Annotated in this window: 15 protein-coding genes and 2 pseudogenes; 9 read left to right on the top strand and 8 right to left on the bottom strand. The window is 66.5% G+C overall.

Features of this window, described 5'->3' with window-relative positions; all coding sequences use genetic code 11:
* Positions 1 to 302 precede the first annotated feature (302 nt).
* The 4 genes from peaA (at position 303) to peaD (ending at position 4,863) form a co-directional block, all read left to right on the top strand.
* Positions 303 to 1,883 carry a quinohemoprotein amine dehydrogenase subunit alpha gene (gene peaA / locus GWQ44_RS30140; RefSeq protein ID WP_275929027.1) on the top strand — a complete coding sequence of 527 codons (1,581 nt, stop codon included), beginning with the start codon at positions 303 to 305 and terminating at the stop codon, positions 1,881 to 1,883.
* 79 nt (positions 1,884 to 1,962) lie between these two features.
* On the top strand, positions 1,963 to 3,396 hold the full coding sequence (gene peaB, locus GWQ44_RS30135) for a quinohemoprotein amine dehydrogenase maturation protein (protein WP_275929026.1): 1,434 nt from the start codon (positions 1,963 to 1,965) through the stop codon (positions 3,394 to 3,396).
* 1 nt (position 3,397) lies between these two features.
* Complete coding sequence (qhpC, locus tag GWQ44_RS30130) at positions 3,398 to 3,721, top strand: quinohemoprotein amine dehydrogenase subunit gamma (RefSeq protein WP_016964501.1); 324 nt, start codon at positions 3,398 to 3,400, stop codon at positions 3,719 to 3,721.
* Positions 3,722 to 3,744: 23 nt separating this feature from the next.
* Positions 3,745 to 4,863: a quinohemoprotein amine dehydrogenase subunit beta gene (peaD, locus tag GWQ44_RS30125; RefSeq protein WP_275929025.1), complete on the top strand. Its 1,119-nt coding sequence runs from the start codon at positions 3,745 to 3,747 to the stop codon at positions 4,861 to 4,863.
* A gap of 109 nt (positions 4,864 to 4,972) precedes the next feature.
* Here the strand turns inward: peaD and GWQ44_RS30120 are convergent, their stop codons facing one another.
* From GWQ44_RS30120 to GWQ44_RS30110, 3 genes and pseudogenes are all read right to left on the bottom strand, one after another.
* On the bottom strand, positions 4,973 to 5,374 hold the full coding sequence (locus GWQ44_RS30120; protein WP_047305444.1) for a lysozyme inhibitor LprI family protein: 402 nt from the start codon (positions 5,372 to 5,374) through the stop codon (positions 4,973 to 4,975).
* Between the two features lie 39 nt (positions 5,375 to 5,413).
* The gene (locus tag GWQ44_RS30115) at positions 5,414 to 5,785 is read right to left on the bottom strand and encodes a GFA family protein (RefSeq protein ID WP_235437028.1); all 372 of its coding nucleotides are present in this window, start codon (positions 5,783 to 5,785) and stop codon (positions 5,414 to 5,416) included.
* 36 nt (positions 5,786 to 5,821) lie between these two features.
* Positions 5,822 to 6,736 (bottom strand): annotated as a pseudogene (locus GWQ44_RS30110) (ADP-ribosylglycohydrolase family protein); the annotation flags it as partial.
* A gap of 139 nt (positions 6,737 to 6,875) precedes the next feature.
* On the opposite strand from GWQ44_RS30110, the gene GWQ44_RS30105 reads away from it, so the two are divergent.
* Positions 6,876 to 7,334: an SRPBCC family protein gene (locus tag GWQ44_RS30105; RefSeq protein WP_275929024.1), complete on the top strand. Its 459-nt coding sequence runs from the start codon at positions 6,876 to 6,878 to the stop codon at positions 7,332 to 7,334.
* 121 nt (positions 7,335 to 7,455) lie between these two features.
* Positions 7,456 to 8,218, top strand: a pseudogene (locus GWQ44_RS30100) (aminoglycoside phosphotransferase family protein).
* Between the two features lie 480 nt (positions 8,219 to 8,698).
* Here GWQ44_RS30100 and GWQ44_RS30095 read toward each other — a convergent pair.
* Entirely contained in the window at positions 8,699 to 10,024 is a 1,326-nt protein-coding gene (locus GWQ44_RS30095) for a PLP-dependent aminotransferase family protein (RefSeq protein ID WP_275929023.1), read from the bottom strand.
* 87 nt (positions 10,025 to 10,111) lie between these two features.
* Between GWQ44_RS30095 and GWQ44_RS30090 the strand changes: the two genes are divergently transcribed.
* Together GWQ44_RS30090 and GWQ44_RS30085 are read left to right on the top strand one after the other, a co-directional pair.
* Positions 10,112 to 10,744, top strand: a complete 633-nt coding sequence (locus GWQ44_RS30090; protein ID WP_275929022.1) for a LysE family translocator — start codon at positions 10,112 to 10,114, stop codon at positions 10,742 to 10,744.
* A gap of 24 nt (positions 10,745 to 10,768) precedes the next feature.
* Positions 10,769 to 11,113, top strand: coding sequence for an antibiotic biosynthesis monooxygenase (locus tag GWQ44_RS30085; RefSeq protein WP_047305438.1), 345 nt, complete (start codon positions 10,769 to 10,771; stop codon positions 11,111 to 11,113).
* Between the two features lie 4 nt (positions 11,114 to 11,117).
* On the opposite strand, the gene inhA is transcribed toward GWQ44_RS30085, so the two are convergent.
* Entirely contained in the window at positions 11,118 to 11,804 is a 687-nt protein-coding gene (gene inhA, locus GWQ44_RS30080) for an isonitrile hydratase (RefSeq protein ID WP_275929021.1), read from the bottom strand.
* Positions 11,805 to 11,896: 92 nt separating this feature from the next.
* On the opposite strand from inhA, the gene GWQ44_RS30075 reads away from it, so the two are divergent.
* Complete coding sequence (locus GWQ44_RS30075; RefSeq protein ID WP_275929020.1) at positions 11,897 to 12,880, top strand: GlxA family transcriptional regulator; 984 nt, start codon at positions 11,897 to 11,899, stop codon at positions 12,878 to 12,880.
* A 16-nt stretch (positions 12,881 to 12,896) separates the two neighbouring features.
* Here the strand turns inward: GWQ44_RS30075 and GWQ44_RS30070 are convergent, their stop codons facing one another.
* The 3 genes from GWQ44_RS30070 to GWQ44_RS30060 are packed head-to-tail and all read right to left on the bottom strand — an operon-like array spanning position 12,897 to position 17,281.
* Positions 12,897 to 15,335 (bottom strand): alpha/beta fold hydrolase, encoded by a 2,439-nt coding sequence (locus GWQ44_RS30070; protein ID WP_275929019.1) that lies wholly within the window; start codon positions 15,333 to 15,335, stop codon positions 12,897 to 12,899.
* 14 nt (positions 15,336 to 15,349) lie between these two features.
* The gene (locus GWQ44_RS30065; RefSeq protein ID WP_275929018.1) at positions 15,350 to 16,792 is read right to left on the bottom strand and encodes a TIGR01777 family oxidoreductase; all 1,443 of its coding nucleotides are present in this window, start codon (positions 16,790 to 16,792) and stop codon (positions 15,350 to 15,352) included.
* A 15-nt stretch (positions 16,793 to 16,807) separates the two neighbouring features.
* Positions 16,808 to 17,281, bottom strand: coding sequence for a hypothetical protein (locus GWQ44_RS30060; RefSeq protein WP_016967137.1), 474 nt, complete (start codon positions 17,279 to 17,281; stop codon positions 16,808 to 16,810).
* Positions 17,282 to 17,371: the final 90 nt, after the last annotated feature.

Raw genomic sequence — 17,371 nt, 5'->3', positions numbered from 1 at the left:
AAAGAAAACCACCGATGCAGTTGGTTCGGGCGCCGCTGTGGCGATTCGTGCCCCGCGCTGGGGTGTCTCAGACTGAGACGTTTGTCGCGAAATTGAACGTCGGGTAACAGCGTGGCGGCGTCCAAGGTGTGGTGTTGTCGCCTAAGTCATTGATTCGTTGTTCTTTTATAAGCTGGCACGCTCCGTGTATTGCTTACCCTCAGACGTTTCTCTTGCCTCCATGGCCGGTGTCGCCGGGCATGGCAGAAACCATAAAAACGACTCGCTAACAATAAGAAAGCACCGAGGGAGGTTCGACCCTGATGAAGAGAAAACTCCGCCTGAGGCTCAGCGCCAGCCTGCTGGCCATCGCCACCTGTACCGCCTTGCACGCGCCGTCGAGTTTCGCCGCCCGGGATGCCCAGAGCATCCTCAAGGAAACTTGCCAGGGCTGTCACACCCCCGAGGCCGGGGACGCCCTGAGCCGCATCAGCCACCAGCGCAAGACCCCGGAAGGCTGGCTGATGAGCATTGCCCGCATGCAGACCATGCACGGCCTGAAGATCAGCGACGAGGACCGCCGCACCCTGGTCAAGTACCTGGCCGACACCCAGGGCCTGGCCCCCAGCGAAACCGACGGCGTGCGCTATGCCCTGGAGCGGCGCTTGAACACCGTCGAGCATTTCGACGAGCAGACCACCCAGATGTGCGCCCGTTGCCACTCCGGCGCGCGGATCGCCCTGCAGCGCCGTCCGGCCCAGGAGTGGGAGCGGCTGGTGAACTTCCACCTCGGGCAATGGCCGTCCCTGGAGTACCAGGCGCTGTCCCGGGATCGCGAATGGCTGCCCACCGCGCTCAAGGACATGGTGCCGCTGCTGGCCCAGCGTTACCCCCTCGACAACCCGGCCTGGAAGGCCTGGCAACAGGCGCGCCCGTCGGCGGCAGCGCTGGTCGGGGACTGGAGTTTCAGCAGCCACCTGCCGGGCAAGGGCGAACTGGCCGGGATGATGAGCGTCAGCGCCGGCGAGGGCGATCAGTTCAAGGTCAGCGTCAAGGGTCAGTACGCCGATGGCAGCCCGTTCAATGGCCAGGGCAGCGCGATTCTCTACAACGGCTATGAATGGCGCGGCAATGTCACGGTCGACGGCGTGGTCATGCGCCAGGTGCTGGCGGCCCAGGGCAACGCGCTGCAAGGGCGGATGTTCGAGGCCGAGCACGATGAGCGCGGCCTGGATTTCATCGCCGCCAAACAGGGCAGCCAGCGCCTGCTGGCGCTGCAGCCGGGTTATCTCAAGGCCGGCGAGGAGGCCGAAGTGACCCTGGTGGGCGCGGGCCTCAAAGGCACTCCGAGCTTCGGCCAGGGGGTCGAGGTGGTGCAGGTGCTGGAGCAGAGCCCGGAGCGCATCCGCCTCAAGCTCAAGGCCGCGGCCAGCGCCCAGCCGGGGCTGCGCGAAGTCAGTGTCGGTAGCCTCAAGGGCGCCACGCTGGCGGTGTACCAGCGCATTGCCGAGGTCAAGGTGGTGCCGGCCTTCTCGGTGGCGCGGATCGGCGACGGTGGCGGTTCGACGCCCAAGGTCCAGGGCCGCTTCGATGCCGAAGCCTGGGGCCAGGGCGCCGACGGCAAGGCCTATCGCATCGGCGTGATGCCGGCGCAGTGGAAGGTCGAGGCCTTCGACGAGCAGGCGGCCAAGGATGAAGACGTCAAGTACGCCGGCAGCATGCAGGCCGACAGCGGCGTGTTCACCCCGGGCGACGCCGGGCCCAACCCGCAGCGCAAGATGTCCACCAACAACGCCGGCAACCTCAAGGTGATCGCCGCCGTGGATGACGCGGGCAAGGCCCTGACCGGCGAAGGCCAGCTGATCGTCACCGTGCAACGCTGGAACAATCCACCCATTCCCTGAGGGCCGTCGAGCAACCGCGACAGACACTTTCAGGCAATGACCGCAGGCCCCGACAGCGGGGTTTGCACAGGAGGTTGTAATGGGCGCAATTCTGAATCTGGTGGAGCGCAACCTGCATGAAGTGCAGGTCGACGCCGACCGCATGCTGTTCCATATCCCCAGCAGTTCGCTGTTCGCCAGCGATGCCCTGACCGGCAGCATCATCGATGCCCTGCGCGGCCCGGGCTGCACCCCGGAAGACTTGATCCAACAATTGGCCGGTGCCTACGACAGCGCCGACGTCAGCGACACCCTGCGCGAGCTGATCGCCCTGGAACTGGTCAGCGACGGCTCGCCCCTGACCCCGGAAATCGGCGTCAAGCGGGTCGAGCGCACGGCGATCAATACCGTGGTGCTCAACGTCAATACCGGCTGCAACCTGAGCTGCACCTACTGCTACAAGGAGGACCTGGACAAGCCCTCGGCGGGCAAGAAGATGGGCCTGGACACGGCCATCGCCTCGGTGGAGATGCTGCTCCAGGAATCCCCCGACGAGGAGCGCTACACCGTGGTGTTCTTCGGCGGTGAGCCGTTGAGCAACCGGCCGCTGATCGAGGCCATGGTGGACTACTGCGAACGGCGCTTTACCGCCGCCGGCAAGTTCGTCGAGTTCGTCATGACTACCAACGCCACGCTGTTGACCGAGGAGGTGGTGGACTACCTCAATGCCCACCGTTTCGGATTGTCGGTGAGCATCGACGGGCCCAAGACCGTGCACGATCGCAACCGCATCACCGTGGGCGGGCAGGGCACCTATGACGTGGTGCGGCGCAAGGCGCAGATGCTCCTGGCGCGCTACAACAGCCGCCCGGTGGGGGCCCGGGTGACCCTGACCACCGGCGTCACCGATGTCGAGACGATCTGGGATCACCTGTTCAACGAGCTGGGGTTCGCCGAGGTGGGTTTCGCCCCGGTGACCTCCGGGGACATCAGCAGCTTCAACCTCAGCAGCGAGGAGCTGATCGAAGTCTTCGCCAGCATGAAACGCCTGGGACGGCGTTACCTGGAAGCGGCGCTGGAACACCGCAACATCGGTTTCTCCAACCTGCACCAGTTGATCACCGACATCCACGAGGGCCACAAGAAGGCGCTGCCTTGCGGCGCCGGACTGAAGATGCTGGCGGTGGACCACAAGGGCGAGCTGAACCTGTGCCACCGCTTTACCGGCTCAAGCTTGCCGACCTTTGGCAATGTGCATGACGGCGGGGTCAAGCAGATGGAACTCAACGACTTCCTGTCTCAGCGCCTGGACCGGAGCAACACCGGCTGCGACAGCTGCCGCATCCGCAACCTGTGTTCCGGCGGCTGCTACCACGAGAGCTACGCCCGCTACGGCGATCCGGCGCACCCGACATATCACTATTGCGAACTGATGCGTGACTGGGTGGATTTCGGCATCGACGTCTACAGCCGGATCATGGCGCACAACCCTGCGTTCATCAGCACTTACATCACTCCGCGCAAGGCCCACTGACATGAAACATCTCAAGCCAATCAATAACAAAGCTCAGAAACTGACCCAGGCCGCCGCCGAGGATCGGATCGAAGACGTGCTGGCGATGAACACGGTGGCCGGCTGCGCCTCGACCACCGACCCGGGCTGGGAAATCGACGCCTTTGGCGGGGTCTCGTCGCTGTGCCAGCCGATGGAGGCCGACCTCTACGGCTGCTCCGATCCGTGCTGGTGGCCGGCCCAGGTGCCGGACATGATGAGCACCTACCCCGACTGGAACAAGGACGCCCAGGCCTCCAACGACAACTGGCGCAACCTCGGCACTGTCTTCCCGAAAGACAAGTGATGAACAAGAAGAAGGATTCCAGCATGCACAGCATCAAAGCCTGCGGCCTGGTCGCATTCGCGGTTCTCGGCGCCTGTTCGTTCAACGCCCTGGCCGATGAAAGCCTGGCGCTCAATAGCGGTCACGAGTACCTGGTGACCACCAACTACCCGAACAACCTGCACGTCATCGATCTGGCCAGCGACAGCCTGTACAAGACCTGCAAGATGCCCGACGCCTTCGGCCCCGGCACGGTGCAACTGTCGCCGGACCGCAAGATCGCCTACGTGTTGAACAACCACTACGCGGATGTCTACGGCGTCGAGCTCGACAGCTGCAAGCAGGTGTTCCACGCCAGCATCACCCAGCACCCGGGGGAGAAGGCGCGCTCGATGTTCGCCTTCACCGTCAGCCACGACGGCAAGGAGCTGTACACCGTGGCCAACCCGACCCTGCTGCTCAATGATCGCTATGAGGTCAAGGAGCCGCGGCTGGATGTCTACGCCACCGACGCCGGGCTCGACGCCAAGCCGCTGCGCAGCTTCCCCGCGCCGCGTCAGCTGACCATCATGCAGAGCGGCGACGACGGCAGCCTGTATGTGGCCGGACCGGACCTGTACAAGGTCAACGTACAGACTGGCAAGTTCGACGTACTGGTCCCCAGCCGGCACTGGAAGCGCCCCAACTACAGCGCCCCGGACGTGCTCTACATCTGGAACCAGCAGACCTACCGCCACGATTTCTCGCTGCTCTACACCGCGACGAAATTCAAGGACAAGCAGCAGGACCCGGCGACCGCCGAGCCGCTGTACGGGCTGTTCAGCATTGACTTGAAGACCGGCAAGACCGAAACCACCGACTTCGGTCCCCTGACCGAGATCTACTTCAGCGGCATGCGCTCGCCCAAGGACCCGAACCTGATGTTCGGCGTGCTCAACCGCCTGGCCAAGTACGACATCAAGCAGAAGAAGCTGCTCCAGGCCGCGACCCTGGACCACTCCTACTACTGCCTGTCGTTCAACAAGGCCGGGAGCAAGATCTACCTGACGGGGACCTTCAACGACGTGGCGATCTTCGACGCCGACAGCCTCAAGCAGGTGGGCAAGATCACCTTGCCCGGTGGCGACATGGCGGCCACCACCACGCAGATCTTCATCCGCTGACCCCTATCCATCGGCCTGCCCGGCTCCTTGTGTAGGAGCCGGCTTGCCGGCGAACAGGCCGGCAAGTCGTGCAGCACTCCCGCCGACGCCTTCGCGGGCCAGCCCGCTCCTAGAGGCCCGGTACCGGGCAGCTCAAATCGCCTTCCTGGCATTTGAGGTAGGTCTTGAAATTTTCCACCCGGGCCTTGGTCAAGGCCGTGGTGCAGTTGCTGTAGACCAGTGGATACACGCTGCCACCTTCGACCCCCGAGGACGAGAACTCGCACTCGGCATCGCGGAACGCCACCCAGGCCCGTTGTGCACTGACCAGAAGTTTCTTGGCCTGTGGCTGGTCCTTCAGGCGCAGGTTGATCTGCTGGTAGAGGTTGTTCAGTTGCTTGTCGGCCGCCTGGAATTGCCGGCCGGCGCACTGGTTCATATCGCTTTGGGTGGTGGCACTGTCGCACTCGTCGGCCTGGGCCAACGGCGCGAGCAGCAGCGGCGCAAGGGCCAGGAACAGGATCGCACGCATGGAACATCTCGCTATCGGGTCAAGGGGTGGACATTCAGTCTAGTTGCGGCTGGGCTGCCATTCGGGCCAGCGCTCCAGCGCCTCGTGGGCCAGCCAGGGCACATCGTGGGCGGTCCAGATATGCACCTGCGGGGTTTGCCCCGGATCATCGTCCAGGGTCGCCACCCGCAGGATCACGTGGGGCTGGCCCGGCCGCTCCGCTAGCAAGTGAGAGCCGCAGACCGAGCAGAAGTGCCGCAGCTTGCCCGGCGACGACTCGAACGCTCTCAGCAGCTCCTGGCCTTGGGTCCAGCGAAAGTGTTCGCGCATGACCCCGGCGGTGGAGGCGAAGGCCGCGGCATGGGCCTTGCGGCAGGTCTGGCAGTGACAGTGGCCGATGGGCATGTCCAGGCGCTCGACCTGATACTGCACGCCCCGGCACAGGCAACTGCCGTTGAGGGGACGGGCCGGTTGCTGGCGCTGGGCGGCTTGCAGCAGTTGATCGGCCATGGTCTGGATCTCCTCGGCCATGTGCAGGCAGGCCAGCCAGTGCGGCGGTATGCCCTGGACCCCGTAGAAAGCCCCGGCCAACTGGCCGACGATGGCCGCGGTGGTGTCGGCGTCATCCCCCAGGTTGGCGGCGGCGAGCACGGCGGCGGCGAAGCTGTCGCTGTGCTGGAAGCACCACAGCGCAGCCTCCAGTGAGTCGACGCAATAACCGTTGCCGCGAATCTGCTCGCGGGTTTTATGCACATAGCCGCCCTGGGCCAGGGCCACGACCTTGCTCTGGCTCAACCCCGTGGTATCGAGCCGTTGTAGTTCCAGCTTGCTGGCGCCACCCAGGGCCTTGGCGATCAACCCGGCCAACAGCTGGCAGCATTCGACGGCTTCGGCGGCGCCGTGGGTGGTGCGCGAGCTGGCGCCGGCGAACTCGCGGACTCGGGCCAGATCGGGGTAGTGAAACAGCACCACCGGCGCCAGGCGCATCAACGAACCATTGCCCGCGGTCTGCGGGTCGGTGGAGCCGGCGAAGGGCCGGCCATGCTCCTGAAAGTCGCTCAGGGCCTGGCGCACGGTCAGGCCGATGTCGAAGCATTCGCCGGTGGCGCTCAGGTAGCCCCATTGCCACCAGTTGAGGTAGCGGCCCATCTGGTCGGCCGGGTCGAAGCCGTTCTTGTGCAGCAGGCTTTCGCCCAGGCACAGGGCCATGGAGGTGTCGTCGGTCCATTGCCCGGGCTTGAGGTTGAAGGGGCCACCGCCCAGCAGATCGGTGACCGGCGCGAAGCTGCCGCGGGGCTTGAATTCGACGCTGGTGCCGACGGCGTCACCACAGGCCAGGCCCAGCAGGCTGCCGCGGTAGCGGTCGATAAGAGAGAGGGGCATGGCAGATCCTTTGCGAAGAGAGGTGCATTTGCGCCGGCGACAGTAGCATTTTTCCTGGCCCGCGATCAGTCGCGCCTTTGGCCGGATAAAGGTTGCGCTCGAAGCACAGCGGTCTAGTGTTCATCACTGGAGGTGACCTATGAACGCTTCAGATCGCATTGAACGCAAGATCCTGCTGCATGCCCGTCCGGCGCAGGTGTGGGCGGCGCTGAGCGAGGCCGAGCAATTTGGCCGCTGGTTCGGCGTGGCCCTGCAGGGCCAGCACTTCATCCCCGGCCAGCGCGTGCGCGGCGCCGTCACTTACCCGGGTTATGAACACCTGACCTGGGATGTGCGGGTGGAACAGATGCTGCCCGAGGAGCGGTTTTCCTTTCGCTGGCATCCCTACGCCATCGACCCGGCCCATGACTACTCGGCCGAACCCACCACCCTGGTGCAGTTCGAACTGGAGGAGCATGACGGCGGCACCTTGCTGCGGGTTATCGAATCGGGCTTTGACGGCATTCCCAGTGAGCGTCGGCTCAAGGCTTTTCGCATGAATAGCCGTGGCTGGGACGAGCAGATGAGCAATATAGAAAACCACTTGCAGCTGCGCTGAGGTCGTTCGCGGCAAGCGGCACGTTGCGGATCGAGTCGTGGCGTTTGAAACTTACCGCTTACCGCTTACCGCTTACCGCTTACCGCTTACCGCTTACCGCTTACCGCTTGGAGCTGTTCTTTTGTTTGCAACCTATATCGAACGTTGGCGTCTGCTGCCTGATGGCGAGTCCATCGTCACCCCAGGCAGCCGCCTGTTGCCGGTGCGTCTGGAAGACGGCGCGCCGGCGATGCTGAAGCTTGCCCTGAATGAGGACGAGCAGGCCGGCAACCGTTTGATGGCCTGGTGGGCCGGGGAGGGCGCGGCGCAAGTCTATGCCCAGGAGGATCAGGCGCTATTGATGGAGCGTGCGCTGGGGTCGCGTTCATTGATGCGCATGGCCCTGGCGGGCGAGCACGATGCCGTCAGCCATATCGTCTGCGCCACGCTGGCGCGCTTGCACGCGCCACGTTCGAAACCCTTGCCAGCGCTGGTGCCCCTGGATCGTTGGTTCAAGGATTTGCGCGAGGCGGCGCACCAGCAGGGCGGCTTGTTGCTCAAGAGTCTGGCCATGGCCGAGCAACTGCTGGCCGCGCCTCGTGACCCTGTGGTGCTGCATGGCGATGTGCACCACGACAATGTGCTGGACTTCGGTGAGCGCGGCTGGCGGGTCATCGATCCAAAGTCCGTGCACGGCGAGCGTACCTTCGACTTCGCCAACCTGATCTGCAACCCGGACTTGCCCTGCGCCACCGACCCTCTGCGCTTTGCCCGCCAGGTGCAGGTGATTGCCCGGGCGGCGCAACTGGAGCCGCGCCGCCTGGTTTCTCCAGGACGCTCATCAGCCCGGGGTGCAGCACCAGCTCAAGCTCGCAGAGTTGGCCGCCCAGGCACTGGAAGGATGAACTAGGGGTTTGCGTAAGTGCGGTATAGCGAATTTCCTACACGCGCTGTAATTCAATGCGCCTTCTGCGTACCCGGCTTTGTGTTTAATCTTCTTTCCCACAACTGCAGCGCAGGAAGCGCTCAGGATCAAGGAAGGTCGACCATTAGCACGGATGCTGCAGACAGGAAGTCATAATGGTCTTGGAAAAAACCCGCTTCGGCGGGTTTTTTTTCGTCCGGCATTTCGTGCCTGCGGCCTGGGGGCGATGGCCGCTTTGATACTTCACTTAGTGGGACATGAACGTGGCAGTTTTTTCAGCCCGACGCTAAGCGCGGGCTTCTGTGCAACTGGCCGTGGTTGCGGCAGATCGTTGTACTGGAGGTGGCGCTGCTGCCCACCTTGAGCTGGGGGGAATGTCGTGCCAAGGGCCGGATTGCCCCGGCCATTGACGCCGCTGAGTTGGCGCTCTTCGCCGGCAAGCCGGCTCCTACAGGTGTGCTTAGCGGGTGATTTCGTTGCGGACCTTTTCCAGAGCCTGCTCCAGCAGCGGCAGGCCGATGGAGCCCAGGGCCAGGCGCAACGCCTGGGGTACATGGGCGGTGGTGGCGAAGGGTTCGGCCGAGGTTATCGTTACCCCCTGATGTTTCAGGGCCGCCACTACGGCATCGGCCCTCTGTCCTTCCGGCAGTTTCAGCCAGAGAAAATACGATGAAGGGTACGCCTGATAGTCGCAGCCCTTGAGCACCCTCCGGGCCAGTTGCTGGCGGCTGCGGGCATCGCTGCGCTTCTGCTCTTCCAGGCTGTCCACCAGCCCCGACTCGATCCAGCGGCAGCCCAGGGTCACGGTCAGCGACGGGGTGCTCCAGGTGGACACGCGAATCGCCCGTTCCAGAGCCGGGATCATCTCCAGTGGCGCGACGACAAACCCCAGGCGCAAGCCCGAGGCGACGCTTTTCGACAGCCCGGAAATATAAAGCGTGCGCTCCGGGGCCAGGGTCTGTAGCGGCGCCGGTGCCGGTTCGGCGAGGAAGGCGTAGGCGCCGTCCTCGATCAGCAGCAGGTCGTGCTCGCGGGCCAGTTGCACCAGGCGCCGACGTTCGGCCAGGGGCATCACCGTGCCCAGCGGGTTGTGCAGGGTCGGCATGCAGTACAGCGCCCGTACCGGGCGCCGGCGGCACAGGGCCTGCAGGGCGTCGAGGTCCATCTGCCCGTTGTGCTGCGGCAGTGGTTCCAGGTCCAGGCGCTGGACCTGGGCCAGGGTCTTGAGGCCGGGGTAGGTCAGGGCGTCCACCGCCAGGATGTCCCCGGGCTGGAGCAGTGCCAGCAGGCTCACCGCCAGCCCTTGCTGGGCGCCGTTGACGATCAGCACCTGTTCGCCTGCGACGCGGATCTCGCGGTTGCGCAGGTGGCGCGCCGCGGTCTGGCGTTCATGGGGGCGGCCACCCTGGGGCGCCGAGTGCAGCAGCGCATCCAGGTCGCCGGAGGCGGCTATCGCCCGCAGCCCCTCGCGCAGGCTTTCCGCCTGGCCGGGCAGGGACGGGTAGTTGAACGCCAGGTCCACCGAGGCGGCGCTGGCCGGGTGCTGCTCCAGGCCCATGCCCCGCGGCAGGCTGGTGTCGCGGACGAAGGTGCCGCGCCCGGGCTCGCCGACCACCAGGCCGATGGCTTCCAGCTCGTGATAGACCCGCAGCGCCGTGGCCAGGGCCACCTGCTCGCTGGCCATCAGCGCACGCACCGTGGGCAGTTGCGTGCCCGGGCACAGCTGGCCGCTACGGATGCGCTGGGCGAAGTGGTCGACGAGGGTTTTGTAGCGGGTACGGCGCATGTTCGGCCACCTTATGTATCTAGAACACTTTTTTGTTTGTATCAGATAGGCGCCCTAATCTAGCGGCTTTTGTGCAGGAGCGCGCAGATGCCGGACTTTTCCACCCTGTCGATCTTCCTGGGCGCGGTGCTGCTGTTGCTGCTGTCGCCGGGTCCGAACATGGCGTTTGTCATCAGCCATGGCGTGGCCTACGGCTGGCGCGGTGGGGTGGCGTCGGGGTTGGGGATTGGCGCGGCGGATATCGGCCTGACCCTGCTCACGGCCACGGGCGTTACCGCCGTGGTGGCCAGTTGGCCGCCAGCGTTCGAGCTGATCCGCTATGCCGGGGTCGCCTACCTGCTGTGGCTGGCCTGGAAGGCCCTGGGCAAGCGCGGCGCCCTGAAGCTGGCCGACCCGGTCCGGGTGCCGCTGTCCACGGTGTTTGTCCGGGCTTTGTGCAACAGCCTGCTGAACCCCAAGGCGCTGCTGTTCTTCATGGTCTTCCTGCCGCAGTTCGTGCGCCCCGAGCGCGGCAGCATGGCTGTGCAACTGGTGGTCCTGGGCTTGCTGCTGACCCTGGTCAGCGGGGTCTTCCATACCAGCCTGGGGATCTTCGGGGCGGCCCTGCGCCGTGGCTTGCCCGGCAGCGATTCGCGGCTGGCCCGCTGGCAATCCTGGCTGCTGGCGGCGGTGCTGCTGGCCCTGGCCTTGCGGTTGGCGCTACTGGTACGCCCGGTCTGATTCATCACCCAAAGGAGTTTGCCCATGTACATCGCCGCCTTTATCTACCAGCCGGGCCAGCGCGACGAGGAGTTCCTGCGCCTCAGCGCGTTGATCGATGAAATCGCCATCAGCCTGCCGGGCTTCGTCGGCGCCCAATCCTGGACCAGCGCCGATCAGGGGCTGATCAACGCCAGCTACTACTGGGAGGACGAAGCCTCGATCCAGGCCTTCGCCAGCCACCCCAGGCACATCGAGGCCAAGCGCCAGTACCGGCGCTGGTACGCCGGTTATCAGGTGGTGATCTCCAGGGTCGAGCGCACCTATGGCGATGGCGCCATTACCCAGTTGCTCGGCAATGCCCGCCAGGGTCCGGTGCGCCGTGCCTGAAGACTCATCCAGCCGACAGCCGCGCCGCCGCGCGCAGGGTGATTTCCCGGCGCTGGTGCAGCGAATCCGTGGTGCGCTGGCGCGCCAACTGCACCACGCTGGCCGGCGCGGTGTCCGGGGTGCCGGCCTCGAACGGCGGGGCCGGGGCGTATTCCAGTTGCAGCTGCACCAACTGCGCGGTGGCGGCGTCGAACAGTTCGGCGGCCAGGGTCAGGGCGAAGTCGATGCCGGCGGTGATGCCGCCGCCGGTCAGCAGGTTGCCGTCGCGCACCACCCGTTCGCGCACCGGGATCGCTCCCAGCGGCGCCAGCAGTTCGTGGTAGGCCCAGTGGGTGGTGGCGCGCTTGCCCTGCAGCAGGCCCGCGGCGCCGAGCACCAGGGAACCGGTGCACACCGATGTCAGGTAGCGCGCCCGGGCCGCCTGCTGGCGGATGAATTCCAGGGTTTGCGGGTCTTCCATCAGCGCCCCGACCCCAGCGCCACCGGGGATGCACAGCACATCCAGCGGCGGGCAGTCGGCAAAGCCGGTGGTGGCCTGCAGCACCAGCCCGGAGCTGGCCAGCACTGGCCCCGGCTCCTTCCAGAGCAGATGCACCTGCACATCCGGCAGTGAAGCCAGCACGTCGTGGGGACCGGTCAGGTCCAGCTGCTGGACCTGTGGAAACAACAGAAAACCTATCTGTAACGCCATGGCCTGTTCCTTGTGTCGATGAAGTGGACGGCTTGACTCTAGCGCTCTAGGCTTTGGCGTATTCGCCAACCAGCCCTCGATTTACGCCAATCATGCCCACTGCGCCGAAAAACGTCTTTGTCCTGGCTTTCGCCCATCACCAGTTGCTGGATGTCACCGGCCCCTTGCAGGTGTTCGCCTCGGCCAATGACCGGGCCCGTGGCCTGGGCCTGCCCATGCCCTACCACCCGCGGGTGATCGCCAGCCCGGGCGGGGCGACCCTGAGTTCATCGGGACTGGCGCTGCTGGCCGAGGCCCTGCCGGCGCCGGAAGTGGCCTGCGACACCTTGATCCTCGCCGGCGGTTGGGGCGTCTACGAGGCGGCTCGGGACCCGCAACTGGTGGCCTGGGTCGCCCAGCGCGCGGCGACTTCGCGGCGCGTGGCCTCGGTCTGCACCGGGGCCTTTCTGCTGGCGGCCAGCGGCTGGCTGGACGGGCGCCGGGTGGTCACCCACTGGACCCGCTGCGAGCAACTGGCCGAGCAATACCCGCAATTGCAGGTGGAGCCCAACCCGATCTTCATCAACGATGGCCCGGTTTGGACTTCGGCCGGGGTCACCGCCGGCATTGACCTGGCCCTGGCCTTGGTGGAGGCCGACCTGGGGCGCGAGGCGGCGCTGGACGTGGCCCGGCAACTGGTGGTGTTTCTCAAGCGCCCGGGCGGCCAGTCGCAGTTCAGCGTGACCCTGTCGCTGCAAAACAAGGGCGGGCGTTTCGATGGGCTGCACGCCTGGATCGCCGAGAATCTCAGCCGCGAACTGACCCTGCCGATCCTGGCCCAGCAGGCGGGCATGAGCGAGCGAAGCTTCGTCCGTCACTACCGCGCCGACACCGGCCAGACCCCGGCCCGAGCCATCGAACTGATCCGCGTGGAAACCGCGCGGCGCCTGCTGGCCGACACCGGCCTGCCGATCAAGCGCATCGCCGCGCAATGCGGTTTTGGCAGTGAAGAAACCCTGCGCCGCAGCCTGCTGCGGGCCCTGGGGGTAACGCCCCAGGCCTACCGCGAACGTTTCGCCGCCACCGAGTGCACTTGAGTCCGGAGCGCGGGGTTCAACCTTCGACCAGGCTCAGCTGGCCGTCGCTATACAGCACTTCGCGGCCGACCCAGGCCGGGTCCACCTGAGGCAGCACCGCCGAGGGCTTGCGCAGTTCCCGCAGTAGCGTGGAGCCGTGGGACAGGCGCCCACCCATGCGCGCGATCACGGCCCGGGCCGCTTGGTAGTGAGCGTGGCGCCCGGGATCGAGGGTGTCTTCCAGGAGGATATCGACCCCCAGCACGCCCTGGACCTGCCCCGGATAGATCATGAAGCCCGCGGCCTGCTCGCGGCCTTCGCGGCCGTCCTGCCAGAAGCTGCCGCCACGGCTGCGCGGCTGTTCATGGGGCGCGAACCAGTAGCCGCGATCAGCCTCGGGCACGGCGTGGTGCAGGCGGAAAAAGATTCGCATCAGGTTGTCCCGATACCACTCGCGCACTTGCAGGTAATAGCCGCGCAGGCCCGGCAAGCCCAGGCGGTGGGCCAGGGTGATGGCCGGGCTCCAGTGCGGGAAGGCCTGCAACGGCAACTCGGTGCACGCCGGGCGCGGGGTGCCGGGGTCGGTTTCCCAGGGCAGGCGATGGGGGCTGTTATCCAGGTTGCCGTAGGCCGTGGGCGGGCGCCCCAGCAGCGCGCCGCCGCTGCTGGCCAGGGCGGTGGCGATGCACAGGTTGCCTTGCACCACGAACACGTAGAAGCGGGCGAACCAGTCCGCCAACTGCTGGCCGTCGGCCCCGGCGCCCTGCAACTGCGCCAGCTCCCGGTCGAAGCGTCGCAGGCCCGCTTCCAGGGTCAACAAGTGGCCGCGGGCGATGTGCTGCATGCGCAGGAAGCGCGGCAGCGAGCGCAGCAGCCGCAGCGGGCGCAAGGGCAGTTCCGGGGTGGCGCCGCCGACTTCGCCGGCATAGCTGGAGGAGGGCAGGCCCCAATCGGCCAGTCGCGCCAGGAACAGGTCGTTGTTGATATAGGACGCCCCGCCGAACAGCGCGGTGAACGGCTCGTTGTCCTGCAGCACCCGGCTGTCCCAGCGCGCCATGATCGCCGGAATGCTCGCCGCCGCGCGGCGCTGGCCGTACTCGACGAAACGGCTGGGCTGGGGCGGCAGGATCTCGGCGATATTCGCCGCGGTCAGGTGCCGGCGCCAGCCGTAGTCGCTGATCGGGCGGTATTGCAGCAGCCACAGTTGCTGGCCGTCCCAGGCCCATTCGACATCGCCGGGCACGTAGTGAAAGGTCTTGAGTACCCCTTGCAGGAAATCCCACAGGGCCTTGGCGTCCAGGCCCTGGGTGCTGGCGAAAGCGCCGCTTTCCCACACCGGGCCCAGGCGCGAAAGAATCGCCCGCTGCGGGCTGACCTGGCCGTCGGCAAGGCTTTCCAGGTGGCCTTCGACCCATTCCAGTTCCACCGAGAGGTGGCGCACGAAGGCGATCCCCGACAACGTCGGCTGGATAAAACGCTGCACCACCACTTCCTCGACCCCGGCGTCGCGCAGTTGGCTGATGCGCGCGGGCACGTCCGCGCTGGGCACCCGCAGGTAGGTGGTGCTCAAACCGGCATTGGCCGAATCGGCCTGGTCCTCGCCGTAGCTGGAGGAGCGCACCGCCCACAGCGCCGCGGGCTGGCTGGCGAGCAGGGCCGGCAGGCGCGGATCGTGGGCGCTGTCCAGGGACAGGGCGCTGGGCACCGGCTGGCCGCCCAGCTCCGCCAGACGCAGGCGGCCGCCCTTGGTGTGGGCGACAAAACCGCGGTCGCCGGACTCCAGCCAGGCGACGAACTCGGCCGGCGCATCGATCCACGGGTAATGGCCCCAGCCCGGCTTGAGGCTGACCCGCAGATCGGCCCGGGCCAGGATCGCCGACCAGGCCGCGGCCTGGGCCATTCCCAGCAGCCGGTCCTGATCGCCCCAGACCAGTTGCACCGGGTCCTGGATCCACTCCAGCAACGGCAGCGCGGTGTCGGCCCGCAGTTGCTCCCACAGCGGCACGAACGCCCGGCAGCGGGCGTAGCCCGAGCCCATGCGCCGGTACTGCTCCTGGCTCCACGGCTGGCGCGAGAACTTGCCGGCGAACAGGGTTGGCTTATGGCTGAGCAAGCCATGAATCAGCAGGCGCGCCGGCAGCGGCGACATCAGCGCCGGCAAGCGCCGTTGCCAGAGAAAGGCCCCCACCGGCGACAGCAGCACACTGCGCGAGAAATGCCCGGGGCGGCGTTGCAGGGCGTGCAGTACGATCAGCGCGCTGACCCCCACCGCGACAATCGCCTTGCCCGGCGCCGTCATGCCCAGCAAGGCCTCGGCGTATTCACCGAGGTCATTGCAAGGAGGCAGCGGATTGTCGCCAAACCCCGGCAGTTCCAGCGGCTGCACCTGATAACGCTGAAAGTGCGGCAGGGCATCGTCCCACCAGTCGGCGGCGCTGCCATTGCCCGCCAGCAGGTACAACAGGGGCTTGCTCATGGGCATTCCTCAGCTCAGGTCAGGTCGCGCAGGGCGGCGTCCAGGGTCGGGTAACGGAAGCGGTAGCCGGCCTGCAGCAGGCGCGCGGGCACCACCTTCTGGCCGTCAAAGAACAGCTCGGCCATTTCCCCGGCCAGGGCCCGCACCGGCGCGGCCGGCACATGCAGCCACACCGGACGCTTGAGCACCTTGCCGACGGTGGCGGCAAAGTCGCCCTGGCTCACCGCTTCCGGCGCCACCATGTTGTAGGTGCCGGACAGCGACGGGTCGTTGATCGCCCGTGCCATCACCTGCAACACGTCGTCGCGGTGCACCCAGCTCATGATCTGCCGGCCATCGCCCATGCGTCCGCCAAAGCCGAAATGGAAGGGCAGCAGCAACGGCTTGAGGGCGCCGCCGGGGCCGAACACGATGCCTAAGCGCAGCACCACCTGGCGCACGCCGAAGCGCGTCGCCGGTTCCGCCGAGGATTCCCAGCGCGCGCACAGGTCGGCCATGAAGCCTTCGCCGCGCTCGGCGTATTCATCCAGGCTCTGACTGGCGTCGCGCACCCCGTAGAAGCCGATGGCCGAAGCCTGAATCCACAGTTCCGGCTTGTGCTGGGCGTGTTGCAGCCAGTTGAGCAGGGCCTCGGTGGTGCCGACCCGGCTGGCCAGCAGTTGCGCCTGGCGCTTGGCCGACCAGCGCGGCCCGGCCACCGGGGCGCCGGCCAGGTTGATGATCACGTCGAAGGCCTCGCCATGGCCCAGCTTGCTCAACGAGCGCAGGCAGCGGGCACGACCGTCGAACAGGTAGGCGGCGCGCAGCGGATCGCGGGCCAGCACGCTGACCGTGTGCCCGGCATCCAGCAGTTGGTTGACCAGGGTTTCACCGATAAAGCCGGTGCCACCGGTGACCAGCACCCGTTTGCCACGGCCACCGGCAAAGGGATTGGCGCCCTGGCCCTGGCGTTGCAGGCGCAACGCCGCCAGGCCGTCCCGAATCCCCGAGGCCGTCACACCGACGGCGAACAGGCTCAGGGCCCAGCCTTGCCAGCCCAGGTCGATGGGGTTCAAGGCGCTGGGCAGGCGCGACCACTCCAGCAGTTGCAGGCCGTACAGGGCGAAGAACGCCCCGGCATTGATCGCCAGCACGGTGTGCATGATGCGTTCGATGGCTGGCAGCTTGCGGCTGCGGTCCTCGACCACGAAGTCCCACAGGGTCAGGCCGATTTCCAGGGCGAACAGCACGGCGATCACCAGCGCCCAGATGCCCTGGAACGCCAGGTGGGCGATGCCCATGAACAGCACGCCGTAGAAGCACGAGCGCAGGGCATGGATCGCCAGCTCCTTGCGCGCGCCGTGGCGTTGCGGCAGGGCCACGGTGAGTTCGTGATGGTAGATCGTATCCAGGGCGCCGAGCACGCCCTGGGCGAGCAACAGGGCGATGGCCCACTGCAGGATTGGCAAATCAGCCACGATGGTGAAGTCCTTTTACGAGGGAAGACGGGAAGGGCGGGAGTCGTGGCGCTGCAGCCACAGCAGCGGCGGCAGCAGCACCAAGAGGGCGAAGCTGTCGATCCACAGGTGGGCGGTCATGTTCATCTGCCACGACAGCCACATGTCCTGGGGCGCCCACAGCACAATCCCGGCCATCAGCCAGGCCCAGGCCGCCGGCGCCCGCAGGCGGTTGCCCAGGTGCACCAGGCCCAGCAGGTACAGCGAATAGCTTTGCAGGGTGGCGCCGAACAGGCCCAGCCACCAGATCTGCTGGGCCCGGGCCGGCGCTGGCGCGGCGGCGCCCCAGAAGGCCTGCTCGATGCCGCCCAGGTAATCGTTGAGCAGGCCGCTGTGGCCGGCCCAGGTCAACAGCAGCCCGGCCAGCAGATGGCCGGCGCCGGCGGCGTAGAGCCAGAGCACCAGGGCCCGGCGCAGGCCGGGGCGGGGAGAGGTCGCGGCGGGTAACATTCCATGTCCTGTGGGGGATCAAAGGCGCGAAGTGTACCGATTTTTCCTCGGGTCGAGTGCGCGGGTTGTGCGCGGCAGAGGGCTTGCAGC

Source organism: Pseudomonas sp. 3MA1 (assembly GCF_029237275.1).
GTDB classification, from domain to species: Bacteria; Pseudomonadota; Gammaproteobacteria; order Pseudomonadales; family Pseudomonadaceae; genus Aquipseudomonas; species Aquipseudomonas fluorescens_AP.
This window is presented reverse-complemented; position numbering and strand designations above follow the sequence as displayed.